This is a genomic window from Streptomyces sp. NPDC050617, from assembly GCF_040654795.1.
In the GTDB taxonomy this organism is placed as follows: domain Bacteria; phylum Actinomycetota; class Actinomycetes; order Streptomycetales; family Streptomycetaceae; genus Streptomyces.
The window spans coordinates 54766-81459 of the sequence record NZ_JBFAIS010000021.1; the positions used below are offsets into that span (position 1 = coordinate 54766).

30 protein-coding genes are annotated in these 26694 nt (G+C 70.6%); 17 read left to right on the top strand and 13 right to left on the bottom strand.

Annotation, left to right across the window (positions count from 1 at the left end; all coding sequences use genetic code 11):
• Positions 1-21: 21 nt before the first annotated feature.
• From folE to AB0I49_RS25650, 5 genes are all read right to left on the bottom strand, one after another.
• The gene (folE, locus tag AB0I49_RS25630; protein ID WP_363229422.1) at positions 22-720 is read right to left on the bottom strand and encodes a GTP cyclohydrolase I; all 699 of its coding nucleotides are present in this window, start codon (positions 718-720) and stop codon (positions 22-24) included.
• 21 nt (positions 721-741) lie between these two features.
• Complete coding sequence (queD, locus tag AB0I49_RS25635) at positions 742-1101, bottom strand: 6-carboxytetrahydropterin synthase QueD (protein WP_363229423.1); 360 nt, start codon at positions 1099-1101, stop codon at positions 742-744.
• 138 nt (positions 1102-1239) lie between these two features.
• A complete protein-coding gene (locus AB0I49_RS25640; RefSeq protein ID WP_363229424.1) occupies positions 1240-1959 on the bottom strand; it encodes a 7-carboxy-7-deazaguanine synthase QueE in 720 nt (239 codons plus the stop codon).
• Positions 1956-2597, bottom strand: coding sequence for a 7-cyano-7-deazaguanine synthase (locus AB0I49_RS25645; RefSeq protein WP_363229425.1), 642 nt, complete (start codon positions 2595-2597; stop codon positions 1956-1958). The genes AB0I49_RS25640 and AB0I49_RS25645 overlap by 4 nt, the downstream gene beginning before the upstream one ends.
• A complete protein-coding gene (locus AB0I49_RS25650; RefSeq protein ID WP_363229426.1) occupies positions 2594-4129 on the bottom strand; it encodes a hypothetical protein in 1536 nt (511 codons plus the stop codon). The genes AB0I49_RS25645 and AB0I49_RS25650 overlap by 4 nt, the downstream gene beginning before the upstream one ends.
• 665 nt (positions 4130-4794) lie before the next feature.
• Here AB0I49_RS25650 and AB0I49_RS25655 point away from each other — a divergent pair.
• From AB0I49_RS25655 to AB0I49_RS25675, 5 genes are all read left to right on the top strand, one after another.
• The gene (locus tag AB0I49_RS25655) at positions 4795-5358 is read left to right on the top strand and encodes a hypothetical protein (protein ID WP_363229427.1); all 564 of its coding nucleotides are present in this window, start codon (positions 4795-4797) and stop codon (positions 5356-5358) included.
• A 48-nt stretch (positions 5359-5406) separates the two neighbouring features.
• Positions 5407-6078: a HEAT repeat domain-containing protein gene (locus AB0I49_RS25660; protein ID WP_363229428.1), complete on the top strand. Its 672-nt coding sequence runs from the start codon at positions 5407-5409 to the stop codon at positions 6076-6078.
• 6 nt (positions 6079-6084) lie between these two features.
• Complete coding sequence (locus AB0I49_RS25665; protein WP_363229429.1) at positions 6085-7158, top strand: MerR family transcriptional regulator; 1074 nt, start codon at positions 6085-6087, stop codon at positions 7156-7158.
• 104 nt (positions 7159-7262) lie between these two features.
• Complete coding sequence (locus AB0I49_RS25670; protein WP_363229430.1) at positions 7263-8138, top strand: LLM class flavin-dependent oxidoreductase; 876 nt, start codon at positions 7263-7265, stop codon at positions 8136-8138.
• A gap of 38 nt (positions 8139-8176) precedes the next feature.
• Positions 8177-8833: a class I SAM-dependent methyltransferase gene (locus AB0I49_RS25675; RefSeq protein WP_363229431.1), complete on the top strand. Its 657-nt coding sequence runs from the start codon at positions 8177-8179 to the stop codon at positions 8831-8833.
• Between the two features lie 159 nt (positions 8834-8992).
• On the opposite strand, the gene AB0I49_RS25680 is transcribed toward AB0I49_RS25675, so the two are convergent.
• Positions 8993-9907 carry a LysR family transcriptional regulator gene (locus AB0I49_RS25680; RefSeq protein ID WP_363229432.1) on the bottom strand — a complete coding sequence of 305 codons (915 nt, stop codon included), beginning with the start codon at positions 9905-9907 and terminating at the stop codon, positions 8993-8995.
• An 84-nt stretch (positions 9908-9991) separates the two neighbouring features.
• Between AB0I49_RS25680 and AB0I49_RS25685 the strand changes: the two genes are divergently transcribed.
• Positions 9992-10753: a sulfite exporter TauE/SafE family protein gene (locus AB0I49_RS25685; protein ID WP_363229433.1), complete on the top strand. Its 762-nt coding sequence runs from the start codon at positions 9992-9994 to the stop codon at positions 10751-10753.
• A 94-nt stretch (positions 10754-10847) separates the two neighbouring features.
• Here AB0I49_RS25685 and AB0I49_RS25690 read toward each other — a convergent pair whose 3' ends face one another.
• A complete protein-coding gene (locus AB0I49_RS25690; protein ID WP_363229434.1) occupies positions 10848-11672 on the bottom strand; it encodes a VC0807 family protein in 825 nt (274 codons plus the stop codon).
• Complete coding sequence (locus AB0I49_RS25695; RefSeq protein WP_363229435.1) at positions 11669-12313, bottom strand: TetR/AcrR family transcriptional regulator; 645 nt, start codon at positions 12311-12313, stop codon at positions 11669-11671. The genes AB0I49_RS25690 and AB0I49_RS25695 overlap by 4 nt, the downstream gene beginning before the upstream one ends.
• A 122-nt stretch (positions 12314-12435) precedes the next feature.
• Here AB0I49_RS25695 and AB0I49_RS25700 point away from each other — a divergent pair, with 122 nt between their 5' ends.
• Positions 12436-12870 (top strand): protein-tyrosine phosphatase family protein, encoded by a 435-nt coding sequence (locus AB0I49_RS25700; RefSeq protein ID WP_363229436.1) that lies wholly within the window; start codon positions 12436-12438, stop codon positions 12868-12870.
• Here the strand turns inward: AB0I49_RS25700 and AB0I49_RS25705 are convergent.
• Positions 12843-13880, bottom strand: a complete 1038-nt coding sequence (locus tag AB0I49_RS25705; protein ID WP_363229437.1) for an NAD(P)H-binding protein — start codon at positions 13878-13880, stop codon at positions 12843-12845. The two genes, AB0I49_RS25700 and AB0I49_RS25705, sit on opposite strands and share 28 nt — an antisense overlap.
• 199 nt (positions 13881-14079) lie before the next feature.
• Between AB0I49_RS25705 and AB0I49_RS25710 the strand changes: the two genes are divergently transcribed.
• Complete coding sequence (locus AB0I49_RS25710) at positions 14080-15102, top strand: helix-turn-helix transcriptional regulator (protein ID WP_363229438.1); 1023 nt, start codon at positions 14080-14082, stop codon at positions 15100-15102.
• 15 nt (positions 15103-15117) lie between these two features.
• Here AB0I49_RS25710 and AB0I49_RS25715 read toward each other — a convergent pair whose 3' ends face one another.
• Positions 15118-15987 carry a helix-turn-helix transcriptional regulator gene (locus AB0I49_RS25715; RefSeq protein WP_363229439.1) on the bottom strand — a complete coding sequence of 290 codons (870 nt, stop codon included), beginning with the start codon at positions 15985-15987 and terminating at the stop codon, positions 15118-15120.
• 390 nt (positions 15988-16377) lie between these two features.
• Here AB0I49_RS25715 and AB0I49_RS25720 point away from each other — a divergent pair, with 390 nt between their 5' ends.
• Both AB0I49_RS25720 and AB0I49_RS25725 read left to right on the top strand, forming a co-directional pair.
• The gene (locus tag AB0I49_RS25720) at positions 16378-17097 is read left to right on the top strand and encodes an SDR family oxidoreductase (protein ID WP_363229440.1); all 720 of its coding nucleotides are present in this window, start codon (positions 16378-16380) and stop codon (positions 17095-17097) included.
• Positions 17098-17157: 60 nt separating this feature from the next.
• Entirely contained in the window at positions 17158-17373 is a 216-nt protein-coding gene (locus AB0I49_RS25725) for a 4-oxalocrotonate tautomerase family protein (RefSeq protein WP_363229441.1), read from the top strand.
• 167 nt (positions 17374-17540) lie between these two features.
• Here the strand turns inward: AB0I49_RS25725 and AB0I49_RS25730 are convergent, their stop codons facing one another.
• Positions 17541-18191 (bottom strand): MBL fold metallo-hydrolase, encoded by a 651-nt coding sequence (locus tag AB0I49_RS25730; RefSeq protein ID WP_363229442.1) that lies wholly within the window; start codon positions 18189-18191, stop codon positions 17541-17543.
• A 104-nt stretch (positions 18192-18295) separates the two neighbouring features.
• Between AB0I49_RS25730 and AB0I49_RS25735 the strand changes: the two genes are divergently transcribed.
• The 3 genes from AB0I49_RS25735 (at position 18296) to AB0I49_RS25745 (ending at position 20815) form a co-directional block, all read left to right on the top strand.
• The gene (locus AB0I49_RS25735; protein ID WP_363229443.1) at positions 18296-18721 is read left to right on the top strand and encodes a MarR family transcriptional regulator; all 426 of its coding nucleotides are present in this window, start codon (positions 18296-18298) and stop codon (positions 18719-18721) included.
• Positions 18722-18857: 136 nt separating this feature from the next.
• The gene (locus AB0I49_RS25740; protein WP_363229444.1) at positions 18858-19679 is read left to right on the top strand and encodes an aminoglycoside phosphotransferase family protein; all 822 of its coding nucleotides are present in this window, start codon (positions 18858-18860) and stop codon (positions 19677-19679) included.
• Between the two features lie 386 nt (positions 19680-20065).
• Positions 20066-20815, top strand: a complete 750-nt coding sequence (locus AB0I49_RS25745; protein WP_363229445.1) for a class I SAM-dependent methyltransferase — start codon at positions 20066-20068, stop codon at positions 20813-20815.
• A gap of 112 nt (positions 20816-20927) precedes the next feature.
• Here the strand turns inward: AB0I49_RS25745 and AB0I49_RS25750 are convergent, their stop codons facing one another.
• Positions 20928-21821, bottom strand: a complete 894-nt coding sequence (locus tag AB0I49_RS25750; protein WP_363229446.1) for a LysR family transcriptional regulator — start codon at positions 21819-21821, stop codon at positions 20928-20930.
• Between the two features lie 133 nt (positions 21822-21954).
• Here AB0I49_RS25750 and AB0I49_RS25755 point away from each other — a divergent pair, with 133 nt between their 5' ends.
• A complete protein-coding gene (locus AB0I49_RS25755) occupies positions 21955-23061 on the top strand; it encodes a zinc-binding dehydrogenase (RefSeq protein WP_363229447.1) in 1107 nt (368 codons plus the stop codon).
• A gap of 60 nt (positions 23062-23121) precedes the next feature.
• On the opposite strand, the gene AB0I49_RS25760 is transcribed toward AB0I49_RS25755, so the two are convergent.
• Positions 23122-23865: a dienelactone hydrolase family protein gene (locus tag AB0I49_RS25760; protein WP_363229448.1), complete on the bottom strand. Its 744-nt coding sequence runs from the start codon at positions 23863-23865 to the stop codon at positions 23122-23124.
• Positions 23866-24151: 286 nt separating this feature from the next.
• Here AB0I49_RS25760 and AB0I49_RS25765 point away from each other — a divergent pair, with 286 nt between their 5' ends.
• The 3 genes from AB0I49_RS25765 (at position 24152) to AB0I49_RS25775 (ending at position 26641) form a co-directional block, all read left to right on the top strand.
• Positions 24152-24901: an SDR family oxidoreductase gene (locus tag AB0I49_RS25765; RefSeq protein WP_363229449.1), complete on the top strand. Its 750-nt coding sequence runs from the start codon at positions 24152-24154 to the stop codon at positions 24899-24901.
• Positions 24902-25139: 238 nt separating this feature from the next.
• Entirely contained in the window at positions 25140-26015 is an 876-nt protein-coding gene (locus tag AB0I49_RS25770; RefSeq protein WP_363229450.1) for a LysR substrate-binding domain-containing protein, read from the top strand.
• A gap of 155 nt (positions 26016-26170) precedes the next feature.
• Positions 26171-26641, top strand: coding sequence for a GNAT family N-acetyltransferase (locus tag AB0I49_RS25775; protein WP_363229451.1), 471 nt, complete (start codon positions 26171-26173; stop codon positions 26639-26641).
• The last annotated feature ends 53 nt before the right edge of the window (positions 26642-26694 follow it).

Here is a 26694-nt window from a genome sequence, read left to right on the forward strand (position 1 = left end):
CCTCATCGGCACCTACCGCGGTCAATGCTCTGCGCCCCCGGCCCCATCATCGTCGGAGTCGGGGCCTTCGCACGGCGGGACCGAAGCGACGGCGCCGGGCGACGAGCCGTGCAGGGCGAGGGCCATGAATTCCGCGCGCAGCTTTCCCGAGGAGCGGACCAGTCCGCGGAGCGCGGACGTGCGGGTCCTCGCCCCTCGGGAGCGCACTCCCCGCAGGGTCATGCAGGTGTGCTCGGCTTCGAGTACGACGCCGATGCCGCGGGGCTGGAGATTCTCCTCCAGCCAGTCCGCGATCTGCACGACGAGGCGTTCCTGCACCTGGGGGCGGCTGGCGCAGTATTCGACGGCTCGGGCCAGCTTGGAGAGCCCGATGATGTGCGCGCCGGGGATATAGCCGACGCTCGCGGTCCCGATGAACGGAAGGAAATGGTGCTCACAGATGGACCGGAACGGTATTGCGTAGGCGACCACCAGTTCGTCGTATCCGTCGTGGTTGTCGAAGACGGTCGGCTGGAAGGGCTGGGGGGTGAAGAACTCCTTGTACGCCTGCACCATCCTCCGCGGCGTGTTCCGCATCACCTCCTCGTCGTCGCCGGCTCCCAGGGCCACCAGCATCTCGCGCGCGGCCTTCTCCGCCGCCTGCACATCCTGCACCCGGTGGGCCGGCAGGGGTTTCTTGCCGTCGATCACCTCGGTGTGACCGGGCAGTGTCTGCTCCATGCGATTCGGTCCTCTCGCTGATCAGGCCGGCTTGCGCAGCACGCAGGCGGACGTGCACGTCTCGTGGACGGTGATCGCGGAGAGCAGCGGCAGACTGGGCTGCAGGCGATCCCATACCCAATAGGCGAGCACCTCGCTGGTGGGGTTCTCCAGGCCCGGAAGGTCATTGAGGAAGTTGTGGTCCAACTGCTCGATCAGCGGATTCATCGCTGTTTTGATGTCGCCGTAGTCCACCACCCAGCCGGCCGAGGAATCGACGTCGCCGTCGATATGGATGGTGACGCGGTAGGAGTGCCCGTGCAGCCGGCCGCATTTGTGGCCCTCGGGCACGTAGGGCAGTTGATGTGCCGACTCGAAGCGAAATTCCTTGCTCAGTTCCATGCGGCCTCCCGGACCTGTACGGATACTGCGATGTTCTTCCGCCCGGGCATCCGTCAGACGCCTCAGACACCTCGTTGATCAGACACCTCATCGATCAGACGCCCCGTTGGAGACGCTCCGTTGTCAGGCGCCTCGTTGTCAGACGCCCCGTTGATCGCCCCAGATGAGGACGTGGAGCCTCGGGGTGATGTTCCAGCCGCGCTCCAGAATGGCCGAGCTCATATCGCGCAGCCCTTGCAGAATCGCGTCGGAGTTCGTTCCCTCGGGCATGATGTAGACCGGCTTCAGCGAGTACTCCTCGACTATCCGGCCCACCTCCGCCAGGTCTTCCGCGGAGCTGACCACAAACTTGAACATGGCCTTTCCGGTGGCGTTGAGCTCGGCGAGCGCGCGGGATCTGACGCGCTTGGCGTCGCGGACTCCGGAGTTGGCGAGTTTGGGCGATACGTTGAACCGGGCGACGCGTGCGCGGATCTCCTCGGTCGGAACGATCGTCCCGTTGGTCTCGATCTCGGCGTCGATGCCGGGCGGCAGGCGCCCGAGGAGGGTGCCGAGGGCCTGCTGCTGCATCAGCGGCTCGCCCCCGGTGATCACGAGAAGGGGGGCGCCGACGCGGGCCACCTGCCGAACGGCCGAGTCCACCGTCATCACGGTCAATTCCGCGGCCGCCTCGTGGCGGGTCCAGTCCCAGGTGTACGGGGTATCGCACCATTCACAGGTGAGATTGCAGTGACCGAGGCGGAGGAATACGGCGAGCCGCCCCAGGGACGGCCCCTCCCCCTGCCAGGTCGGACCGAATACCTCGGAAACCACGAGGCTCGGTTCGAGGGCCCGTGCCGCGTTCGCGATGCTCGTCATCCCAGGGGGTCCTGGAGGCCGAGCTCCTTGAAGGCCCGCGACCGGTCCAGGCAGTTGTTGCATTCACCGCATGGCACGTCCGCGTCGTTCTGGCACGACCAGGTCTCGCCGAGCGGCACGCCGAGATCGATTCCGCGGCGCAGGCTCTCCGCCTTGCTGCACTCCCCCAACGGCGCCCAGGCGGTGATCTCGGACCTGGTGCCCACGGCGATGAGGTCGTTGAGCGCCCGGAAATAGTCGGGGCTGTTGTCGGGGGTGATCCAGGGTCCGCCGATCGACCCGGTCACCACGCGTTCCGCGCCCAGCGTCTCCGCCCAGGCGACCGCCAGGCTGTTGAGAACGGTATTGCGGAACGGAACGTATTCCAGGTGCCGCGTCTCATCGGTGACCCTGCTCGCCGTGTCCGTCAGGGCGGACCCCTTGATCTCGCCGAGGAACGGGATCGCGGCGGTGCGCAGCGATTCCACCCCCAGCCAGGCGGCGTTCCGCAAGGCGAATTCGGCCTCTCGGCTCGCGGTGCGCTGCCCGTAGTCGACGAACAGTCCGCTCACCAGATATCCGGCGTCGCGGGCGATCGCGGCGGCGACGACGCTGTCCGGCCCTCCGCTCAACAGGCAGACGGCTCGACGTTGGTTCATCGTGTGCGCTCCTTTCGGTTCAAGAGCTCGATGTCGACGAGGTGCGTACGTGCGAACTGGCGGCAGCACTGGTCGAGTCGCGCGGCGTCCGTTCCGGAATTCCTGAAGTCGGTGAAGGCGTCGGCGAGCAGCGCGGCCAGTTCGGGAACGGCGGCCGGTTCCAGTCCCCGCTGGGTGGCCCCGACCGTGCCCAGTCGGATACCGCTGGCAGCCGTCGGGCCGCGGTCGCCGGGAAGCATGTTGGAATTGGTGAAAACGCCGATTCTTTCGAGGTACTGCGCGAGCCGGGCGGCGTGCGGCTGGTCCTTGAGGACGAGCATGTGGGTATCCGTCCCGCCAAACGCGCAAGGGAGGCCGTGGTCGCCGAGTGCGGTCTGCAAGTGAGCCGCGTTGGCCACGCTGCGGTGTATGAGCCCCCTGAACTCCTCGCCCTGGGCCACGCGCGCGGCCGTCGCCAGCGCGCAGATCTCCGCCATCCGGGGCGCGCCTTGCAGCCCGGGAAAGAGGGCGCGGTCGATGCGTCGCGCGAGCGCGGGGTCGCGTACGGCGATGGCGGCGCTCTTCGGCCCGCCCAGGGTCTTGTATCCGACCATCGTGACCACGTCCGCCCACGGCAGCGGGTTGTCGTACGTTCCCGTGGCGACCAGGCCGGCGAAGTGCGCGATGTCGGCGACCACCACCGGCCGCGGAGAGAGCGCCCGGACGGTATCGGCGACCTTTTGCCAGGAGATCCTCCGAGGGAAGGAACTGGCGCCGATGATCACTACTCGGGGCTTGTGCGTCGCGGCGGTCTTGTAGAGGGCTTCGAGATCGAGGCACTGGTCATCGACCCCGTGGTCGATGGAGACGATGGTGTAGTCCTGACCGGACTGATGGAACGGCGCGCCGTGGCTGAGGTGCCCACCGGACGACAGGCCGAGGGACAGGACCGTCTCGCCGGGCGACAGCACCCCTCGCAGCACCGCGAGGTTGGCGAAGGAACCCGAGACCGGCTGGACGTTGACGTGGAGTTCTTCAGGCGCAAGCCCCGTGCCGGCGCACAGCATCCGCGCGAGTCGGCGGGTGGCGAGAAATTCGACGTATTCGGCTACCGGGCCTGACGGGTTGTATTTGCTTCCGCCGTCAGCGCTGTAGTGACGCTCGAAGTCGGCGTAGTCGGTGATGTCGGCATGGCTGTTCCGCAGATATCCCTCGCCGTCCAGGTTCAGCAGATCGGAGGCGAGGCACTCGCGAATCGCGGGTGTGGCGAGCATGGAGGGCGCCAGGAGGTGAATTCCCTGGTTCTGCCTCTCGCGCTCCGCCGCCAACAGCGCGGCGACTTCCGGGTCGATCCGGGCAAGCATGCCCGGATCCGTCGCGATGTCGCTTTCCGCTGGGGTTCCAGTTGTCATTCTGGGTCCGGGTCCGGGGCTGATTCCGGGTCCGATTCTGGCTTCGACGCCGTTTCTGGCTTCGGCGTCAACTCCGGCACCGGCGCCGGCTTCGGATCCGGCGCCGGTATTGGCTGGCGGTTCAGGACCTGCTGGGCACATGGACGTACTCCTCATCGCAGGATGACCGGCCCGAACGCGATGGCAGCGGAATACCCCGCTCCGCACGGCGGACACAGTTCAGGACTGTACACAGGGCACACGTTCGTAAATAGATGCCAGCCACAGCCCCGGGAGGAATTCGGCCACCTTGACCGACCTGAGACCGCGCACTCCGGTTCCGTTTCCAGGGGCATAAGTGCGGCGGCGGGAAGATACGGTTTACCCGGCGGCGCTCGATCATCGATCGAAGAACGCGTGCTGCACGGACGCGCCGCGAAGGCACAGCCGTTGGGTATCGGACGGTGTCCGCGATACGCATTACAGCGCTGATTTGTTGACCCTGTTTGAGGAATCCGGCAACCTGCGCCGGCGACGGAGCAGGGCGCGGATGTCGAGATAGCCGCATGTCATGGACCTTGAACAGCCGTCAGCAGTCGGATGCGACTAGATGGCCGAGACCAATGCGCCGGATAGCCTTTCTATGACGCCCGTCTGGCCCCGAACAGTTGATCAATGCGACGATCACCGCGGGCCGCCTTCGGCCTGGCTTCCCGTTTGTTCCACTTCTTCTCCGTCTCCTCCTTCCGCCTTCTTCTTCCTCATGGAACGGACATCCGATGAGAAGCGTTCGAGATGCGATCGATTCGGCCCCGGAAGGGGGCAGCGTGCTGCTCGTAGGCAGCGGCAGCGGCGGGCTCCTCGTGCGATCGGCCGAACGGGTGGGGCCCCGAGGCCGGGTGATGGGCGTTGACGTCGATCCTGTGAAAGTCGAAAGCGCGCGCACGCTCGTCGGCGGGCCAGGGCTGAGCCATGTGCACAGTGCGGCGGCCGACGGCTGGTACGGATGGCGCGAGAACGCCCCTCACGACCTGGTGATCAGTACCGTCTCCGTGCGTTCGCTCCCGCCTTCCTGGGTGACGCAGAGCCGGCCCGGCTCGTTGATCTGCGCTCCCGTCCAGTTGATCTGCGCTCCGGTCCAAGGGGACGGAGAGACCGAGCGGGTTTTCTTCGCCACGTTCAGAGTCGAGAGCCGACACGAGGTCTCCCTCTTGGCGGCCGTTCCCGGGCGGTACGGCCAACTGCGCCGGAACTGGGCGCGTACGGGAGAAGGCGACGGTGCGCCGGCGACCCATGACGCGCGGCACTCGGCGGATCGCCCAGTGGTTCACTCGGCGGATATCGAGCTTCGCGAGGCGCTGCTCGCTCTGGGGCAGCGGAATTCGGCTTGACCTTGACACAGTGACAAGCCGTTCACTGTGGCCGAGGAGGTGGTCCCGATGACCATGCCGAAAGAGGACATGAAAGCGGTGCGGCTTCTCCAGGGGCTGGAGAACGGCAGCGCGTCGGTGCGGCTGCAGGCGGCGCTCGCGATCGGCACGAACCCCGACCCTCGGCTCGTCGACAAGCTCGTCGAGCGGTGCGCGGTCGAGCCCGAATTCTACGTACGCGACGCGCTCACTTGGGCGCTCACCCGCCATTCGCCCTCGATGGTGATTGCCGGGCTCATTGACGAGATCCGGGAATCGGAGCACGCGCAAGCACGGAGTCAGGCATTGCACACGCTGTCCAAGATCGGTGACCGGCGGGCGTGGCCGGCCATCACACGGGAGCTGCTGACCGACGCCGATGACGAGGTGGCGCGGAGCGCCTGGCGGGCCGCGGTCGTGCTCGTACCCGAAGGTGAAAAGGCCGAGCTGGCCGGGGTGCTGGCGACGCAGTTCGGGCGGGGTGAACGGGCGACGCGGTTGAGCCTCAGCCGGGCGCTGATCGGGCTCGGTAAGGTGATATCGCCGGTTCTGCGCGCCGCGACGGCGGATCCCGACCCTCGGGTGCGTCAGCACGCGATCGCCACGGAACGGCTGTCACGCGACCCGGACGCGGAATTCGACTTCGCGATCGAGGAGGCGAAGCGCATCGTCCTTCTGGGACCGGAGAGTCAGGAGAGGTAGCGGGCAGTGTTGATCGGTGATGTGGCACGGCGGTCGGGGGTCAGTGCCCGCATGCTCCGGCACTACGAATCGCTCGGGCTCGTGCGGCCGACGGGACGTACCGGGGCCGGCTATCGGGAGTACTCCGGCGACGATATCCGGCGGATCTTTCATATCGAGAGCCTGCGGTCATTGGGGCTTTCGCTGCGGGAGGTCGGACGCGCGCTGGACGACCCCGGCTTCAAGCCTTCGGATCTCGTCGACGATCTCATTCGCCAGACCCGGGAACGCATCGCGCGTGAAACGGAACTGCTCACGCGGCTCGGCCGGATCGAAGCCGCGGAACCCGCCGACTGGGAGGGCGTCCTCCAGATCGTCGCTCTCCTCCAGGGCCTGGGGTCGGAGAGCGCCGGGAATCGCCAGCGCGCGGCGCTGTCCTCGGCGTTCTCGACCCCTTCGCCGGCGTCGGGGACGGCACCTACGGCAGCGTCGGCCTCGGCCTCGGCCGAAGGGGTTCTGATGCCGGTAGACGCCCTGGTCGAGGCGGTGTTGAGCGAGACCGACCCGATCGTCGCCGGAGCCCTTCGATGGGCTCTGGCTCAATCGGGCGACGGTGGCTTGGCGCTGCTGGCGGAGGGCCTCGGCTCACCAGTGGCCGACGTGCGGAAGAGCGCCGTCCAGTCCATTGCCGAGATTCCGGGCGATGAGGCGACCGAGCTGCTGCGGGACGCTCTTACGAACGCCGATGCCGTGGTCCGTAGATATGCGGCGCCGGCGCTCGGCGCGCGTGGGGTGGCCGACGCGATTCCGACGCTCGTCGACATGGTCGTCGAGGGGGTGAACGACGCCGATGCCGCAGATGCGCTGAGCGCGCTCGCGGGCGATCTCGCGTTGGCGGACCGGATCGCGAGCGGGCTCGTCGACGGCCTGGCCCGCTGCGCGTCGGCGGCTGATCCGGCCGTGGCGCGTCGGCGGCTGACGCAGGCGCTCGCGGATATTCCGGGTGTCGCTGCGTCAAGTGCCTTGATTGATCTGTCACATGACGATGACCGCGCGGTGTCGCTTACCGCGACGTACATCCTCAGTGGGCGTTCGGTGTGAGGTGGTGCCGTCGGGGCCTGTGAGTCCTCACCGGCCCCGCGCGCAGCATGAATGCGGCACGAATATCGGTTGCCGGGGGCGGTGCCGTACAGCAGGATGCGGGGATGCGCTTCTCGGTGAACATTCCGAATTTCGGCGACTTCGCCGATCCCCGGACCGTGGCCAAAGTAGCCTCGGCGGCCGAACAAGCAGGGTGGGACGGGCTGTTCGTCTGGGACCACGTACTGCACCGCTACCACGGGAAGAGGCCCTTCGGGGACCCCTGGATGCTGCTGACCGCCGCCGCGCTGGCGACGTCCCGCCTGAGGCTGGGCACGCTGGTCACCCCGGTGCCCCGCCGACGCCCGCAGCAACTGGCGCGTCAGATCGCCACGTTGGACGCCGTCAGCGGCGGCCGGGTCACCTTCGGCGCCGGGCTGGGCGGGCCCGTAGAGGACGAGTACGAGAGTTTCGGCGACACCGCGGACCTGAAGGTGCTGGCCGAACGGCTGGACGAGGGCCTGGACCTGCTACAGCGCTTCTGGTCGGGCGAGCCGGTGAACCACGACGGACGGCACTACCAGGCGCGGGACGTGACCTTGCTGCCCGCCACCGTGCAACGCCCTCGGCCGCCGGTCTGGATCGCCGGCTTCTGGCCGAGCCGCCCGCCGATGCGCCGGGCGGCCCGCTGGGACGGCGCGGTCCCGCTGTTCGAAGACGCCAAGCATGGCTACGTACCGCCGGTGGACCAGGCCCGCGACCTGATCGCCTACCTTCGCGAGCAGCGTAAGAACCTTGCCGGCGCCGGCTCCTCCTCCTTCGAGGTCGTACTCGGCGGCGCCACGCCGGGCGGCGACGCCGCCAAGGTCCGTGATCTGGTCGCACCGTTGGCGGAGGCGGGAGCCACGTGGTGGGATGAGCGGCAGATCCAGGTCAGCGACGACATCGACCGGCTGGAGCCGGTGCTGCGCCGCATCGAGCAGGGCCCGCCGGTCCTATAACCCGAACCGGACCGTCCGGAAGGTGGGTGGGTACGCGCATGGATGACCACGCTCTCCTGGCAGAGCAGATGGCCTACTACAGGGCCGGCGCGGCCGAGTACGACCGGCCTTATGCGGAGCGCGAAGATCTGCGGGCGTTGCCGGCTGTCTTGGACGACCTCCCGATTGCCGGGGATGTGCTGGAACTGGCCTGCGGAACGGGCCGGTGGACTCCGTTGCTCGCCGCCCGTGCGCATTCGGTGACGGCCGTCGACGCGGCCTCCGAGGTATTGGCCATCGCCCGCACTCGTATCCCGTCCTCCAACGTCCAGTTCGTTCAAGCCGACCTGTTCGAGTGGAGGCCGCCGCGGCGTTACGACACGGTGTTCTTCGCCTTCTGGCTGTCCCATGTCCCACCGGCGCGATTGCCGGACTTCTGGACGTCCGTCGCCGCCGCCCTCGCGCCGGGCGGCACAACGGTGTTCATCGATGACGGCCCCGCCATGGCCCCGGAAGAGGATGTGCTCCCGGACCACTCCGTCCCCACGGCGGTGCGCCGCCTGGCCGACGGCCGCCCCTACCGCATCGTCAAGGTATTCCACGACGCCGAGACCCTCACGAACGACCTCACCGCCCTCGGGTGGTCGGCCCATATCCGTCCCGTCTCCGGCAATTTCGTCGGCATCGCGAAACCACCGACGCCACCCACTGGCTGACCACAGTCGAGGGGCAAGGCCTTGCTGCTCAAACACCGGCCTGGTCTTCGTCTCCCACTTCGACTTCGACTTCGACTTCGACGGTCAGGCTCCGCCACGGAATGGCCACGTTCTCCCACTGCCCTGAACGCAGGCGGTCATCTGGGGGAAAATGCACGGTCATTCCGGCCGTACCGTCGTCGGCAAGGACAACGCCGCTTGCCTCAGGTGTTCGGCGAGGGCCTTCGTGGCCGTGGGCGGTGTGCCGTTCTTGACGCCCCAGGCGAGGAAGTGGTGGCGGCGGGCCCAGGGGTCCTGTAGTTCGCAGACGTCCAGGGACTGGCTGGGGTCGATGGCGCGGCGGGGGACAACGGCGAGGCCGATGCCGGCGGAGACGAGGGCGATCAGGACGCCGAGGTCGGCGACGCTGGTGCGGTAGCGCACGGCTGGGGCGTGGGGGCCCAGGTGTTTCTCGATCCAGCGGCGGAGGGAGGAGTCGGCGGCGAGGCCGACCAAGGGGTGTTCGGCTGCTTCGCTGTACGTGAGCGAGGTGCGGCCTGTGAGGATTCCGCCTGCCTGGCCGATCACCACCAGGGAGTCGTCGCCCAGGGGTTCCATCGTCAGGCCGCAGTCGCGGGCCTCGCCGTCGAGGACGACGCCGAGATCCGCCTCGCCGTCGGCCAGCGTCCGTACCGTCTGCGGGGTGCGGCACTCGGAGACCGTGACGTCGACGTCGGGATGGGCCCGCAGGAACGAGACGAGAGCCCGCGGAACGAGCCGGTGCATCGCGGAGCCGCCGCCCAGCAGCGTCAGCGGTGCGCTCGGGGACCGGGTGTAGCTCGCGACGGCACTGTCGAGGCGCGCCGTCTGGGCCAGGACCTCGCGGGCGTGCCGGGCCAGGGTCGTACCCGCCGGGGTGGGGCGTACCCCTCTGCGGCCGCGGATCAGCAGGGCCACACCCGCGTGGTGCTCCAGCGCGCGCACTCTGGCGCTGGCGGACGGCAGGCTCAGATGCATCCGGCGGGCGCCCGCCGTGATCGATCCCTCCCGCACGATGTCGAGGAAGAGCCGCAGGTCGTCCAGGTCGTAGCGCACCCCCGTGAGCCTAAGGCACTGCCTAATGCAGGGTGCGCCGTTCGCGCATTGTGGGGACGCCGGTCGCAGGGTGATCATCGGCAGGTGTCAGAGATACCGCTCGTCCTGTCGGCCGGCGTCGGAGCCGGGGTGTTGAACGCCATCGGCGGCGGAGGCAAGTTCGTGGCGCTGCCCGCCCTGGTGGCGGCCGGCCTGCCGCCCGTCACGGCCAACGCGTCGTCCACCATCGCCCTCGTACCGGGCGCCGTGGTCAGCGCGTCGGTCAGCCGGCGCGACCTCGTGCCGGTCGGCGCGGCCTCCACGAAGGCCCTCACCCTGATCAGCGCCGCCGGGAGCGCGGTCGGCGCCGGCCTCATGCTCGCCCTGCCCGCGGCGTCGTTCGAGGCGGCCGTGCCGTGGCTGCTCGCCTTCGCCACGCTCCTCGTCGCCTTCGGCCGCCGCCTCTCCCACGCGCTCACCACCGCCCTCGGCCGCCCCGTCGGCATGAGCGGGCGGGCCGTGCTGATCGGCCAGTTCGTCCTCGCTGTGTACGGCGGATACTTCGGCGGAGCCGTAGGCATCATGATGATGGCCGTGTGGAGCGTCGGCCTCGGCCTCGACGCGGCGGTCAGCAACCCGATGCGGGTCACCCAGCTCGCGGCGATCTACGCCAGCGCGGCCGTGCTTCTCCTCATCACGTCCGACGCCCTGGGTTCCCCGCTGCTTCTCCTCGCCATGCTCACCGGCGCCGCGGCCGGCGGCTTCGGCGGCGCCCACCTCGCCCGCCGCCTCCCCGCGTGGCTGCTGCGCGGGCTCCTCGTGGCCTCCGCCGGCACCACGACCGTTCTGTACTTCCTTCGCGGTTGACCTTGACCGCCTGTAAGGGCGAGCAGTGCGTCGCCACGCTCAGCCCACGCGCCCCACGGCACCTCCCGAGCACCGAGCACCGAGCACCGACTGCCTACAGCTTCAGGCCGTGCCGCGTGATGTACGAGTTGTGGAACGCGAACAGTCCGCCGAGCAGCACCAGCCAGAGCACGGTGCTGGTGAGCGGAAACGCGTCCACCGGGATCGTGTACGCCAGCACCACCCGCAATACCGCATCGAGCAGGAAACCCGCGCCCCACACCGCCGTAATCAGCCGCAGGTGGTGGCGGAAGGTCGGCTCCGCGTCCCACCGCGCCTCCCATTCGACCAGTCCGGCCTCCCCGACCTTGGCGATGACGATGCCGCGCGAGGCCGTCATCATGAATGGACGTCGGGTGAACAGCGTGCCGAGGACCCAGAGCCCGATCGCGGTGGTCAGCCAGCTGTCGCGGATCATGAGCACCCGCGGGCTGCCGGTGATGAGGGACAGCAGCGCACCGGCCACCACCAGGATCAGCGTGAAGACCGCCATCGCCTCGACGCGGCGCTGCCGCACGATGCCGTAGCCGATCCACGGCAGCAGCAGCAAGCCGCCGACCGCCATCGACAGCCACTGGCCGGCGCCGGCCGCGCGCAGTCCGTAGTACGAGCCGAGCGGCAGGGCGAGTTCGAAGAACAGCTGCGCGGCGAGCCGGCGGCGCAGCGCGGCCGTACGGCGCCGGGCGGGCGCCGCCGCAACCGCGTCGGTGTCCGTACCCACGCCCGTACCCCCGTCCATGCCCGTGCCCGTCCCCGTCCCCACACCCGTGCCCGCCTGCGGCGTTCCGCCGCTTGCCTGGTCGGTGGCGTACGTGCCCGTGTCCGCCCCGGTAGAAGCGTCCTCTCGCATAGTGCTGGCCCCCATGCCGTCGATGGTCATGTCGTATTCCTGGTGGCGCGATCGAACAGATCCGCCAGCTCCCGACCCGCGCCCCGTGCGTCGAAATCCGGATCGTGGGTGGCGCGGCGCACCACGTCGTCGATGGCGGCCCGGATCGCGCGCATCATCACCCACGGGTCGAACGCGCAGAACTCGCCCGCCCGCTGCGCCTTGCGGAGCTGCTCCACCTGGAGGGCGAGGTTCCCTTCCGCCACGTCGAGGAAGGCAGCCATGCCGGGGGCGCCGCCGCGGAGGTTGCCGAGGACCTCGACGATCGCCGGGAGGTGATTCGGGTACTCGGCGAGCAGGTCGATGTTGGACTCGATGGAGGCGCGCAGGCGGGCCGAGAAGCTCTCGTGCGCCTCGATGCGAGGACGCACGTACGCCTCCGAGACCCGCATCACCTCGGCGACGACCTCGCGCATCAGGTCGTCCCGGCCGTCGAAGTGGTAGGAGATCATCCCCGTGCTACTCAGTCCGGCGCGTTCCGCGATCTTCGCGAACGACGCCTGGTGGTAGCCGGTCTCGGCGATGACGTCGATCGCCGCGGCGACGATCTGGGCGCGGCGCCCCGTCTCCGTGAAGGAGGGCTTGGTCCTTCGCTCCGTCTTTTGCTTGCCCGTACCGTTCCTTGCTTGCATGAGCAAGACCTTAGAGCGGTTTGCTCGGCCAAGCAAGACAGTGCGGACGGCTCTCTGCGGGCCCGGCACGTACAAGGCCGCCTCGATCGCTCCGGCCGGCCACCGGCCCGTAAGGTGCTCGCATGGCTGAGAACTGGAGCGCGACAGACGTCGGGACCATGCGTTTTCCGTCCGGCGTGCTGGTACGTGGCCGGGGACTGCGTCATCCCCCGCTCTCGGGGCCGACGCCGTCGTTCGCGGTCTACCTGCTCGGCAAGCAGCCTCCGCCCACCGAGTGGGAGGCCCGATGGTTGCCGTGGCCCGACTTTCGGCTTCCCAAAGACGGTCGGCAAGCTCGGGATGTCCTGGCGGAGGCATTGGCCCGTGCGGAGGACGAACGCGTCGAGATCGCTTGCGGAGGCGGGCTCGGGCGAACGGGAACAGCCTTGGCCTGTATGGCCGTTCTGGATGGAGTTCCGGCGGACGAAGCCGTGGAGTACGTCCGCCGGAATTACCACGGTCGCGCCGTGGAGACCCCCTGGCAGCGGCGCTACGTACTGCGCTTCGAGGACGCGTAGCGCGGCTGCGCAACTGCCCCATAGGCGTCCGCGCGATATCGGGGCGCGAATTCCTCTTCGATGAATTGCTCGATGGTGGTGGGAGTGGATGTGCGGGCGGTACGCGGCTGCTGCATTCGCGTGTGGCGGGTGTTGAGGGCTTCCCCGACCTCGGCCATCATGTCCGCGACGTTGGCGGACACGCCTTTCCCGCGAAGTTCCGCGCGGAATGCGGCGATGCTGATCTGCTCGTACGCGAGGTCGCCGGCGGGTGGGGCACCGGCGGTGCGGGCGTCGGCAGCAAGATCACCGGCAGCGAGGTCGCCGGCCGTGGCGCCATCAGCGGCGCGGCCGTCGGCGCTCACAGCCTTCGCGATCAGGTCCACGACTTCCCGCATGCTCACGTCGCGTTCGCCCTGGAGCTCCAGGATCTCCGTACCCCGCCAGGTACCGCCGGCGAGTTCCTCCGCGGCTCGGATCCCGATGTCTCGGGTGGTGACGAAGGGCAGGGGGAGGTCAGGGTCGAAGGGGGCGCTGATGCGGCGGTGGGCTCTGGCGGCATCGACGTGGTCGAGCAGGTTCTCCATGAAATAGCCCGCCCGCAGCCACAGCGCGTCGACTCCGGGGACGGCCGAGAGGCGCTGTTCGAAGCGGTGGAGACCCCTGACCGGCCCGGTGCCCTCGGCGTGCTGGGCTCCCCAGCTGCTGAGTCCGACGACACGGGTCACGCCGGACGCGGTGACCGCCTCGGCCAGGGAGCCCGTCACCCGGTCCTGGAAGGCGCCGAAGTCGGGGTGGTCGGGGATGTAGTTGGGCTGGATCACCGCGTAGACGCCGGCCGCGCCGCGGAAGGCGTCCGTCAGGGCCGCCGCGTCGGTCTGGTCGGCCTCCCACACCTCGGCACCGCGCTCGGCGAGGTCGGCGAGGCGCTGGGCCGAGCGGCCGACGGCTCGGACGGAGTGCCCGTGCGCGAGCAAGTGCGCGGCGGCTGCCCGACCGGTTCGGCCGCTGGCACCCGTTATGACGAACATCGACTTGTCTCTTTTCTTCTCTGGACTGTGGAGGCTGTGGAGTCTCGGTGGAGGCTGTGGGGTCGGTGGCACTCCGTGTCGGGGTACGCCTTCGGGACCGTAATCGCGCCTCTCCGGGCGCGGGTAGGAGTCGCGCACCCACCCCGCCCCCGGACGACGATCGGCTGGTGGCGCGCGTCTCGTCCTTACGCTGGTCTGCATGAACGTTTCGAGCAGCCGCGACGCCGCCGGGCCGCTGGCCGGCTTCCTGCGCGCCAGGCGCGACCGAGTACGGCCCGAACAGCACGGGCTGGCCTCGGGGGCGCAGCGCCAGGTGCCGGGGCTGCGGCGGGACGAGGTGGCGTTCCTGGCCGGGATCAGCACCGACTACTACGTGCGCCTCGAACAGGGCAGGGAGCGGCGGCCGTCCCGAGCCGTGGTCGAGGGTCTGTGCGAGGCGCTGCTGCTGGACAGCGTGGCAGCGCGGCACCTACAGGGACTCGTCGCCGCGGCGACGGTCACGGACGGGGAGGAGCGCGAGAGCCGGAGGGGTCCGGGCATGGGCCCCGATCGGCTGGTGTCCGTACACCGGCTGCTCGACTCCCTGACCGTGCCCGCCCTGCTCGTGAACCGCCGGCTCGACATCGTGGGCGGCAACGCGCTCGGTGATCTTCTCCACGAAGGGCTGGAGCCCCGCGACAACTACGCCCGCCTGGTCTTCCTCGCCCCCCGAGCACCGTCGTTCTTCGCCGAGTGGTCCGAGCTGGCCCGCTGCATGGTGGCGGCGCTACGTGCGCAGGCCGGCCCCCAAGCGGAGTCCACCCGCCTGACGCGGCTGGTCGAAGAGCTGGCCGCGGGCAGCGAGGACTTCCGGTCCGCCTGGGACGAGCACCGGCTCTACGAGAAGGCGATGGACCGCAAGGTCTTCCACCACCCGCGGATCGGGCCCCTCACCCTCGACCAGCACGTCCTGGAACTGCCGGGGAGCGAGGGCCACCGGATCTGGGCCTTCCATCCGGCGGACGACGCGACCTCGGATGCCCTGCTCGGCCTGGGCTCGCCAGACTCCCCGGATTCCCCGGATTTCGCGGGTTCCCCGGATTTCGCGGGTTCCCCGGCGCGTACGCCCGGCCGTCCGGACCGGGAAGCGCCGCAACTCACGACGCCACACCTCACGGCACCACACCTCACGGCACCACACCTCACGGCACCACGGCTCACGGCACCACGGCTCACGGAGTAGGGCGACCGGAAGCCGCTACGTCCGCAGCCGCCCCGGCTCGTTCTCACCGGACATGTCCTGCGTGCCGATCACGGACAGCAGCTCCAACTGGGCCGCGCCCTCGGTGCCCGGCGGGGCGGTGAACCACAGGAGGCGCTGGCAGCCGTCCTCGCTGAACAGGCTGTGGCAGTCCAGTTCGATGACGCCCAGCACGGGGTGGGCGATGCGCTTGTGGTCCGTCCGCCGTAGTGCGACGTCACGGGTGTCCCAGAGGGCGGCGAACTCCGGGCTGCGTTCGCGCAACTCGGCCACCATCCGGGTCACCTCGGCGGCGCGGCCGCGCCGCGCGGCGACGGCCTGGAGGTCGGCGACGAAGACCCGTGAGTGGTGCGGGTGGTCCTCGGTCGGATAGACGGTACGGGCGTCGGGGTCGGTGAACCAGCGGTAGACGAAGCTCGCGCGGGGCCCGCGGGCCTCCGGGGCCGGGCCGACGAGCGTGACGGCCAGCGGGTTCTGGACGAGGGTTTCGTGCAGGTCGGTGATGATCTGCGCCGGGGTGGTGGTGAGCTGGTCCAGGAGGTGCAGAAGCCCCGGCTGTACGTGCGCGCTCGGGCCGTGCGCCGCCGGCGGAACCGGGCGGTCGGCGAGGTGGAACAGGTGGTCGCGTCCGTCGCCGTTCAGCCGCAGCGCCCGCGCCAGCGCGACCAGCACCTGGGTCGAGGGCTGGGCGCCGCGGCCGCGTTCGAGCTCCGTGTAGTAGTCCGCGGACAGGCCCGCCAGCTGGGCGACCTCCTCGCGCCGCAAGCCGGGCACCCGGCGCCGTGGGCCGCTGGGCAGGCCGACGTCGGACGGGCGGATCCGGTCGCGCCGGGATTTCAGGTACGCGGCGAGTTCGGAAAGGTTCACGCTTCCCATCGTCGCGCAGGTCGGTGTGGTGAGGCAGGGGACGGTGACCCCTGGGTGGGGAGAGCCATGGCTGACACCGGGAAGTCGGCTCAGAGTGGTGAAGGAGCGGGCGGGCCGAAGCGTCACAGGCGGCCCACGGCCCACGGCCCAGGCTCGACCGGCGTACACGCCGCCACGATCCCGTCGTGGCGTCGTCTCCCTCGCCCCGGCCTCCCTCTCTCAGGAGTCCCCATGTCCTCCCACGAAACAGGTCCCGAAACCATGGAAAGCCACATCTCAGCCGATACCGCGGCCGGCGGCACAGCCAGTACCACGGCCAGTACCACGACCGGCGCCGCAGCCAGTACGACGACCGGTGCCGCGGCCGGGCAAGGCGCCGATCCGCCCCGCGTGGCCGTCGTCACCGGCGGTTCGCGCGGCATCGGGCGCGCGACGGTGAGCCGCCTGGCGGCCGACGGGTTCGCCGTCGTCGTCGGCTACGCGGGCAACCGCGAGCTGGCCGAGGCCGCCGTGAAGGAGGTCACCGCGGCCGGCGGCCGGGCCGTCGCCGTACGGGCCGACGTCGCCGACGAGCGGCAGACGGCCGCTCTCTTCGACACGGCCGAGTCCGAGTTCGGCGGGGTCGACGTCGTCGTGAACGCGGCCGGGCGGATGCATCTGTCCCCGATCGCCGACCTGGACCTCGCGGAACTGGACGCGGTTCACCGCACCAACGTCCGCGGTACGTTCGTGGTCGCTCAGCAGGCCGCCCGCAGGATTCGCGACGGCGGCGCCGTCGTCACCTTCTCCACCTCGGTGGTGGGCCTGGCCTTCCCCGGCTACGGCGTCTACAACGCGAGCAAGGGCGCGGTCGAGGCCCTCACCATGATCCTCGCCCGCGAGCTGCGCGGCCGGAACGTCACGGTCAACGCGGTCGCCCCCGGCCCCACCGCCACCGATCTGTTCTTCGAGGGCAAGGACGAGGCGACCGTCGCCCGCCTGGCCGCCCAGCCCCCGCTGGAACGCCTCGGCACCCCGGAGGACATCGCCGGGACCGTCGCCTTCCTCGCGTCGCCGGCCGGCCACTGGATCAACGGCCAGGTCCTGCGCGCCAACGGCGGCATCGTCTGACCGCCCGGCGCCCAGCCCCTCCCGACCACCGACTCATCACTGAACCGAAAGAGGTCCACCATGCCGTTCGCGAACTTCAAGGTCCCCGCCGGAAGCCTGGACGAGAAGCAGAAGGAGCGGATCGTCACCCGCGCCACCGAGCTGTACGTCGAGATCTACGGTGAACGCGCCCGCGCCAACACGATGGTCCTCGTGGAGGAGGTGACCGACGGCGGCTGGGGCATCGGCGGCAATGTGCTGACCCTCGCCATGCTCCAGCAGTCGCCCGAGGACTGACGGAGGCCGGGCGGCCCCACGGACCCGTATGGCTCCGCTGGGGCCGTACGGTCCGTTACGAGTCATCGCGAACCGTTATGACACGAACCGTTATGAGCGAAAGCGGAGCTCGGCTCATCCAGGCCGCCGCACCCTGGGGCAGCCGCTCCGGGCCGTCACACCCCAGCTCAGCCGATCCAGGCCGTCCCGCCCGAGGTCAGCCGGTGGTAGCGCGCCCCGGTTCCGGGGCCGTCGCCACCGAGGAAGCCGCCCACCATCGCGGTGCCGACGTCGTTGAGAGCCCCGTCGTGGATGGCGTAGGCGTCCCGCGGGGCGACCTCGCGCACGTAGTCGATCAGGTGGCCGACCGTGGACCAGGGGGCGTGGACCGGCAGCAGCAGCGTGTTCACCCCGGAGGCGCCCGTCTCGGGGACAGTGAGGGCGTCCCCGGGGTGGAAGAGGGCGCCGTCGACGAGGAACCCGATGTTGGCGACGCGCGGGATGTCGGGGTGGAGGTCCGCGTGCCAGGCGCCGTGGACCGTCACCTCGAAGCCCGCCGCCGTGAACGCGTCCCCCTCCCCCACGGCGGTGACGCGGGCGCCGAGTCCGTCCAGCTGTCCGGCCACGGCGGAGTTGGTCCAGATGCGCAGGGCCGGGTTGTTCTCGGCCGCCCGGCGCAGCGCCTCTTCCGAGAAGTGGTCGAAGTGCTCATGGGTGACGAGGACTGCGTCGGCGCCGTCCAGTGCCTGCGGTTCGGTCAGGCCGCCCGGGTCCACCACCAGGCGGCGGCCGTCCTTCTCGATGCCGACACAGGCGTGGCCGAACTTGGTGAGCTGCATCGTCGGAATCCTTCCTCGGAAAAGATCTGCGGAAAATACCTACAACCTACTTACACAACCTAACTGTACACATCGATTCCATAGAACCCGGTTAAGATGCCCGCATGGATGAAGACGCGCTGGCCGAGGAGTTGCGGCAGTCGGTCGGGGAGCTGGTCCGAGCGGTACGGGGCGTGGACACCATGCCTCCCGGCGAGTCGGCCGCCCTCGGCTACCTCGACCGCAACGGCCCGCTGACCACGGCCGACCTGGCCCAGCGCCGCGGGGTGACGCATCAGTCGGCCGCCAAGTCAGTGAAGGAACTGACCAGCGGCGGCTTCGTACGCGCCGAGCCCCACCCCAGCGACGGCCGCAAGCTCCTGCTGCACATCACCGACGCCGGCCGCGACCGCTTGCGCGGCGAACGCGCTCAGCGGGCACAGGCCGTCAACGCCGCCATTCACGACCTGTTCAGCCCGGAGGAGCAGCGGCGGCTGCGGGACGGCGTCGGCCTGCTGTCCCGCCTGGCCGCCCACCTCGCCGGAAGGTGACGTACCGCCCCGAGAAGCGGCGTACCGCCGACAGCCGCCCACCCGGTCGGGCCAGGCGGAGCGGCGTACCGGCGCGTCCCGGACCGTCCGGGCCGCCCCTGGGAAGATCTCTGCCGCCGGTCCACAATCACGTGCCATGACGTCCGCCCCCTGGAGCAGGAACGCGGTCGAGCTGCGGCCCGACAGCGTGATCAAGAAGTTTCACCACGGCAGCCGCGGCGCGTGCGAGCGGGAGTGGCGAGCGCTGACGCTGCTCGCGGCGTACGCGCCGGGCCTGGCCCCCGTCCCCCACCGCGCGGATCTCACGGCGGATGAGCCGGTGGTGGTGATGTCCCGCTTACCGGGCGAGCCGATGCGCGGCGAGCCGCTCGTCGGTCGGCAGCTCGGAGCCATGGCCGTGGCGGTGAACGAGCTGTACGCGGCCGTGCCGGCGGACGTCCTGGCCGGCGTCCCCGTCCGGCCCGGCCGACAGCGGCACCTCATCGACCAGATCCACACGTGGACGCCGCGCCTGCGCCCGCGGGTCGGCGACGAGGTGGGCAAGGCCATGGACCGCGGCCTGGAATGGCTGGCCCGTTCCGGCATGGAAGGCGCCGGCGAGCGGCCGGAGGTCCCGCCCGTATTCGGGCCCGGGGACGGCAACCTCGCCAACTACCTCTGGGACGGCACGCGCGTACGGATCGTCGACTTCGAGGACTCCGGCCTCAGCGACCGGCCCTTCGAGCTGGCGGAGATCACGGAGCACGTGGCCAGTTGGGCGGGGCCGCCGTTCGATGCCGACGCGTTCCTCGGCCTCTTCGACCTGAACGCCGCCGAGCGCGCACGGCTGCCGAAATGCCGGCGGCTGCTGGCGCTCGTATGGCTGTTCCTCCTGTCCTTCGACGACCCGCAGCACCTGCGCAACCCACCGGGAACGGCCGAGCGGCAGGCCGCCCGGCTGTCCGCACTCCTCGCCTGATGTCGCGCCGCGAACCGGCAGCGGCCCCGGCTCCGTTCCGACCACGCTGCCGCCTCCGTGCCGTCCGTGCCGCCGGTGCCATGATGATCGCCATCGGTGGGTTCCGGTTCCCGCCGGCGGTGCGGCTGGCCGGGCGACGCGGCCACGGCCGCGCGATCGTACGGAGCCTGCTCGACTGGTTCCGTGAGCGCGACGTCGCCCGCGTGGACCTGTACGCCTCACGCGACGGCGAACCCCCTCTACCGCGCCCTCGGCTTCACCGACCACCCGGACCCCGCGCTCTACTGGCGTCCGTAGCGGCCGTCACCGGCAGTGGCCGTCACCCGCGTCGCCTCCCGTCCGAAAATGCGGTGCGGCGCGGGAAGCTCCGGCAGTACGGTCTGCCGATGGATGACGTGGAGGACGAGGACGGTTACTTCGGCGAGCGCGTCGCGGCGAAGTATGACGCGGAGTCAGCAGTCAGGTTCGAGCCCGGTGTCGTGGGGGCGACGGTCGACGTGTTGGAGGCGTTGGCCGGCGGTGGCAGGGCGCTTGAGCTGGGGGTGGGGACGGGGCGGATCGCGTTGCCGTTGGCTCGGCGCGGGGTCGCGGTGCATGGGATCGACATGTCGCGGGCGATGGTCGCCCGGATGCGGGCCAAGCCGGGTGGCGACGGGGTCGGCGTCACCATCGGCGACTTCGCGACGACCAGGGTGGACGGGACGTTCTCCGTCGCGTATCTGCTGTTCAACACGATCATGAATCTGACGACGCAGGCGGCCCAAGTCGCCTGTTTCCGCAATGCCGCGGACCATTTGGCGCCTGGAGGCTGCTTCGTCGTCGAGGTCGGGGTCCCCGCGTTGCGGAAGCTGCCGGCCGGGCAGGATGTCGTGCCGTTCCATGTGAGTCCGACGCGGTGGGCGTTCGACAAGTACGACGTCGCCACCCAGAAGATGAGCTCCAATTACGTCGAGGTCGTCGACGGTCGCGGCCAGTACCGCTCCATCCCCTTCCGCTACGTGTGGCCGTCGGAGCTCGACCTGATGGCCCAGCTCGCCGGGTTGCGGCTGCGCGAGCGCTGGGACGGCTGGACGCGCGATCCCTTCACGAACGACAGCGGTCAGCACGTCTCGGTCTGGGAGAAGCCCGCCGGCTGACCGCCACGCCCGGCAGCGGCAGCGGCGTCCGGCCGCCGGCCGCACTACGCCTCGTACGGCGTACGCCCCAGCGGCCCCGGGGCGTACGCACGTCGTGGTCGCGGCGGCGCGGTCAGGCCGTCGGCATGAGCGCTCGGGCGACCGCCGAGACCCCCGCCGACGGACGGCCGGCCAGGCGCGCCACGAGGAGCCGGCGGACCTCCCGCGGCGCGCCCTCCACCCGCAGCAGGGTCACTCCGGGCGGCAGCACCGCCGACAGCCGGGACGGCACCGTCGTCACGCCGAAGCCGCCGGCGACCAGGTGCAGTTTCGTCAGCCAGTCACGCGCGGTGTGGGCGATGCGCGGGCGCCCGGGCAGGCCCGGCCAGACGCCGAGCAGCGGTTCGGATGCCGGGGACGGGGTGGCGATCCACGCGGCGTCGACCAGTTCGTCGATGTGGACCGAGGCGCGGCCGGCGAACGTACCGGTCGTCGACGCCGCCACGGCCAGGTCGCCGTCCTCGATGGTCTCGGTGTGCAGGCGCGGCGACTCGCCGTCCGGCGGCCGGTGCGGCGGGCGGGACGTCAGCAGGGCGAGGTCGATCGTGCCCGCGCGCAGGGCCCGCGTCAGGCTGGGCGTGGTGCCCTCGCTCGTCACGACCGTGACCTGCGGGTCCGTCGCCGCGAGCCGGGTGAGCGCGGCGGGCAGGATGGCGGCTCCGGCGCTCAGGAGCACGCCCAGCCGGACCAGTTCGGTCTGCGGGAGGGCGCCGGTGAGGTCGCGTTCGGCCGCCGCGAGGGAGTCCAGGATCGTACGGGCGTGGCGCAGCAGGGTCAGCCCGGCGGGGGTGAGCCGCACCCCGTCGGAGCGGCGCTCGAACAGGGCGGCGCCCACGTTCCGTTCGAGGGAGGCGGCCTGGCGCGAGATCGCCGACTGGGTATAGCCGAGCCGGCCGGCCGCCGCGGTAAAGCTGCCCGACTCCGCGATCTGCCTCAGGACCCGGAGGTCCGTACTGGAAAGGTCCATGCGACCTACGCATACCAGAGATGCTCGATCGTCGCTTCCCGCATGGGGTTCCGCTTCCTAGCCTCGATATCGACATGCCGGCGAGTACCGGTGCCGCGCATGGTCGAGTACGGACGTATATGGAGGTCATCACATGCGAGCAGCAGTTCTGACGGGGTTCGGCGAACCGCTCCGGATTCAGGAGAGGCCAGCCCCCGAGGCGGCGGTCGGCGGCGAGGTGGTGGTCGAGGTCCTCGCCGCCTGCGTGCCTCCCTACGCGGACGAGGTCTTCAGCGGCGAGCGGCGATATCCCCTCGTCCCGCCCGTCGTGCCCGGCATCGGCGGCGTGGGCCGGGTCGTGCACGCCGGGCCGGACGCCACCCGGCTGCGCGCCGGCGACCTGGTGTGGTGCGACTCGACGGTGCGCTCGCGGGACGACGCGCTGACGCCCGACATCACGCTTCAGGGATGGAGCTCGCGCGGCGAGGGCGGCGCGCGGCTCGCCCGCCATCTGCACGACGGCGCGTTCGCCGAGTTCATGCGGGTCCCGACGGAGAACGTCTTCCCGCTGCCCGCCGCGGCCGGGGCCGACCCGGCCCGCTGGGCCGCGCTCGCCGTCCACGTCATCGCGTACGGCGGACTGCTGGCCGGCGGGCTCGCGGCCGGGGAAACGCTGCTGGTCAGCGGGGCGACGGGGAATCTCGGCAGCAGCGCGGTCGCCGTCGCCCTCGCGATGGGGGCGGGCCGCGTGGTCGCGCCCGGCCGCAACCGCGCCGTGCTCGATCTCCTCGCCGAGCGGTTCGGGCCGCGGCTGCGCCCGGTCCCGCTGACCGGGGACGAGGCCGCCGACCGGGCGGCGATGTCGGAGGCGGCCGACGGCCCGGTCGACATGGTGATCGATCTGCTGCCGCCGAGCGCGCCGAGCTCGGTGGCGCGCACGGCGGCCATGACCGTACGCGAGTACGGCCGCGTGGTCCTCATGGGCGGCGTCGGCATGCTCGGCGGCGACGACCTCGCACTGCCCTATCCGTGGCTGATGCGCAACTCGGTCACCGTGCGCGGGCAGTGGATGTACCCGCGCACGGCGAACGTCGGCATCATCCGGCTCCTCGCCTCGGGCGCGCTGGACCTCGCCCCCGAACGGGTCCGGACGTTCGGCCTCGACGCCGTCAACGAGGCCGTCGCGTGCGCGGCCGAGCACAGCGGCGCGTTCGACCGGACCGTCCTCCTCCCGTCCGGCGGCGGCCGGCGGTCCGGCTGACCTTCATCCGGCGGCCGGGGCGGACCGGGCGGGGATCAGCCGGGGCAGGCCGGGCGGGGATCAGCTGCCGAGGCTCTTGGCGTACAGGTCGGCGAGGGCCGTCCAGTGGCGTTCGGACGCGGCGGCGTCGAAGGAGGGAGCGTCCGGCACCGCGAAGCCGTGCTGGGCCGGGTAGATCTCGATGCTGTGCTGCACGCCGGCGGCGATGAACGCCTGCTCCAGCCGCTCCTGCTGTTCGGCGGGGAAGCTGTCGTCGTTCTCGGCGCCCGCCACGAGGACGTTCGCGGCGGTCCGGTCGGCGAGCAGGTGCGGGCTCTCGGGTTCGTCGGCGACGGCGAGGAACCCGCCGTGGAACGACGCGGCGGCCGCGATGCGGTCCGGGCGGTGCCCTGCCACGATCAGCGAGATCCGGCCTCCCATGCAGTATCCCGTGGTGCCCACCCGGTCCCCGGACACCTCCGGGCGGCCCGCGAGGAACTCCAGGAACGCGTTCGCGTCACGGACGATCCGCTCCGTGGTCAGGCTCTGCATCAGGGAGAACAGCCGCTCCCTCTCCGCCGGATCGCCGAACGCCGTGGCGATGTCGAAGGGGGCGACCTCCCCCGCTCGGTAGTAGACGTCCGGCAGGAGCACGGCGTAGCCGAGCCCCGCGAGCCGGTCCGCCATCGCGCGGAAGGTCTCCCGAACGCCGACGGCGTCGGGGTAGAGAATCACCGCGGGCCAACTGCCGTGCTCCGCCGGGGTGTGCAGCGTCACGGCGCAGACGCCGTCCTCGGTCGGCACGGTGGCATTCACTGTGGGCATTCAGGCTCCTGGTCGGCATGGAAATGGGCAGGCAGGCTCTGTTCTACTCCTGTTCCCCCGCGTGCGCGACGAGCGGTCGCGCGTACGGCCCGCGGCCCCGAGAGGCGGTCGTCCGGGCCGGGCCAGGCCGAGCCGAGTTGAGCCGGGGTATCGATGACATTTGTGGGGCAACTCGAAACTTCTGTTACCCAATGACCGAAATGTCCGCCTAGTCTCGTCCGTAGAACGTGATCAAGACGAGCGCCGTCTCGATCACCCGCCAGCACGGACGTGAGGAGTGCGGAACATGGCTGAGAACACACTGCGGGACAAGGTCGCGGTCATCGGCGGAGGCGCGAAGAACCTGGGCGGACTGCTCAGCAGGACCTTCGCGGAATCCGGGGCGAAGGTGGTCGTGCACCACCACAGCTCCGAGAACGACGCCCAGGAGACGGTGAAGGCCGTCCAGGACGCCGGGGGCCAGGCCGTATCCGTACAAGGAGACCTGACGAAGGTCGCGGACGTACGGCGGCTCTTCGACACAGCGGTGGACACCTACGGCGGCGTCGACATCGCGGTGAACACCACCGGGATGGTGCTGCGCAAGCCGATCCTGGAGACCACCGAGGAAGAGTACGACCGTATGTTCGGCATCAATTCCAAGGCGGCGTATTTCTTCATCCAGGAGGCCGGGCGACGGCTGAACGACCACGGGAAGATCATCAGCCTGGGCACCTCGCTGCTGGCCGCCTTCACGGACGGCTACTCGACGTACGCCGGCGGCAAGGCGCCGCTGGAGCACTTCACCCGGGCGGCGGCGAAGGAGTTCGCGGACCGGTACATCTCGGTGAACACCGTGGCGCCCGGCCCGATGGACACGCCGTTCTTCTACCCGCAGGAGACCCCGGAGCGGGCCGAGTTCCACGCGTCGCAGGCGATGGGCAACCAGCTCACCCACATCGAGGACATCGTCCCGATCATCAAGTTCCTGGCCACCGAGGGCTGGTGGTTCACGGGCCAGACGCTGTTCCCCAACGGCGGCTACACCACCCGCTGACTCACGCGCCGGGCAGCAGACCGGGCGGCGGGCCGGACCGCGCGCCGGAACCGCACGCCGGGACCGCGCGCCCGGCCACGGGCCGACCGTACGGACCGATCCGGGTACGGTCGGCCCGTCGGCGTCGCAGCGTCGGCATCGGCGTCGGCTCGCAACCGGCCGGGTTCGGCCCGTACCACTACCACCCACCATCCACCATTCACCACCCACCGCCAAGACCAAGCCGAGGAACATCGACGTGCGACTGGACCTGAACAAGCTCGAACACCTGGTCGCCATCGCCGAGGAAGGCAGCCTCACCCGCGCCGCCGCCCGGCTGCACCTCTCCCAGCAGGCCCTGTCCGCCTCCATCCGGGTCCTGGAGCGCGAGGTCGGCGTCCCCCTGCTGGAGCGCGGCAGCGCCGGCATCACCGTGCTGCCCGCCGGAGCGGCCCTGATCGAGGACGCCCGGGTCCTCGGCGGCATGGCCCGCTCCGCCGTCCAGCGCGCCCGGCGCATCGGGCGGGGCGAGACGGAGACGCTGCGCATCGGCCACACCCCGGCCGTCACCGGCGACGAACTCGTGACCCTGCTCGCCCCGGTGACCGAGGCCAACCCCGGCGTCGTCCCCGAGGTGCACCAGCGCTACCCCGCCGAGTTGACCGCCGCCCTCCTCGCCGGAGACCTCGACATCGGGCTGTGCCGGGGCGTCGCCCCGGCCCACGGGCTGACCCGCACCACGCTCGGCCGGCAGCGTCTGCACCTCGCCGTCGCCCAGGGCCACGGCCTCGCCGACCGCTCCTCCGTGTCGCTCCCGGAACTCGCCGACGAGGACTTCATGGTCTGGGGGACGCCGGGCCGCTCCGACTACACCGATCTGCTCATCGCGCACTGTCGCCGCGCCGGGTTCGAGCCCCGCGTCGAGCGTACGGACCGCCAGGGCACTCCCCCGGTCACCGCCGTCATCGGCACCCGCCGCGTCGCCTTCGTCACCGCCTCCCCCGGCCCCGCGGTGGGCGGCAAGGCGCAGGTCCTCACCCTCGAACCTCCGGTCTACGCGCCTCTCCACGCGCTCTACCTCCCCCAGACCACCTGCCCCGGCCGTGACGCCTTCCTCGCCGACGTGGCGCTGTGAGTCATGCGGCGCTGTGGGCCACGTGAACACTGTGGGCCACGTGAACGTCTGTCGGGCACGTGAACGCCGTGGACGCTCCGCAAGCCGCCGAAGCGGGCTGTCCCAGCTGCCGGACGGGCGAGACGGACCGCGGGCGGGCTGACACCATGGCTGTCATGAATGGGGAGAATCTTGGGGACTTCGCCGTGCGCCGCGCGGGCGAGTCGGACGCGGAGGCGCTGGTCCGGATCGATTCGGTCGCGGCGCGGGGCGATGCGGAGCGCGGCGCGAGCATCCGGCGGTGGTGCCGGGAGGGCCTGGTGACCATGGCCGAGGACGCGTCCGGGCCCCTGGGCTACTGCGTGGTGGAGTACACCTTCTTCGAGCAGGGCTTCGTCACGATGCTGATGGTGGCGCCCACCGTACGCGGCCGGGGCGTGGGGGCGCGGCTGCTGGCCGATGCCGCGGGCTCGCGCGCCACACCGAAGCTGTTCACCTCGACGAACGTGTCGAATCAGCCGATGCAGCGGCTGCTGCGGCGCGCCGGGTGGAGCCCGGCCGGGCTGCTGCACGGCCTGGACGAGGGGGACCCGGAGCTGTTCTACCTCTGCCCTCTGGAGCCCGACCACGACACGTCCGCGACCTGACGGCCTCCAAGACCTTCGCCTGACGGTCCCCGCCTCACAGCCTGCGTCTGACG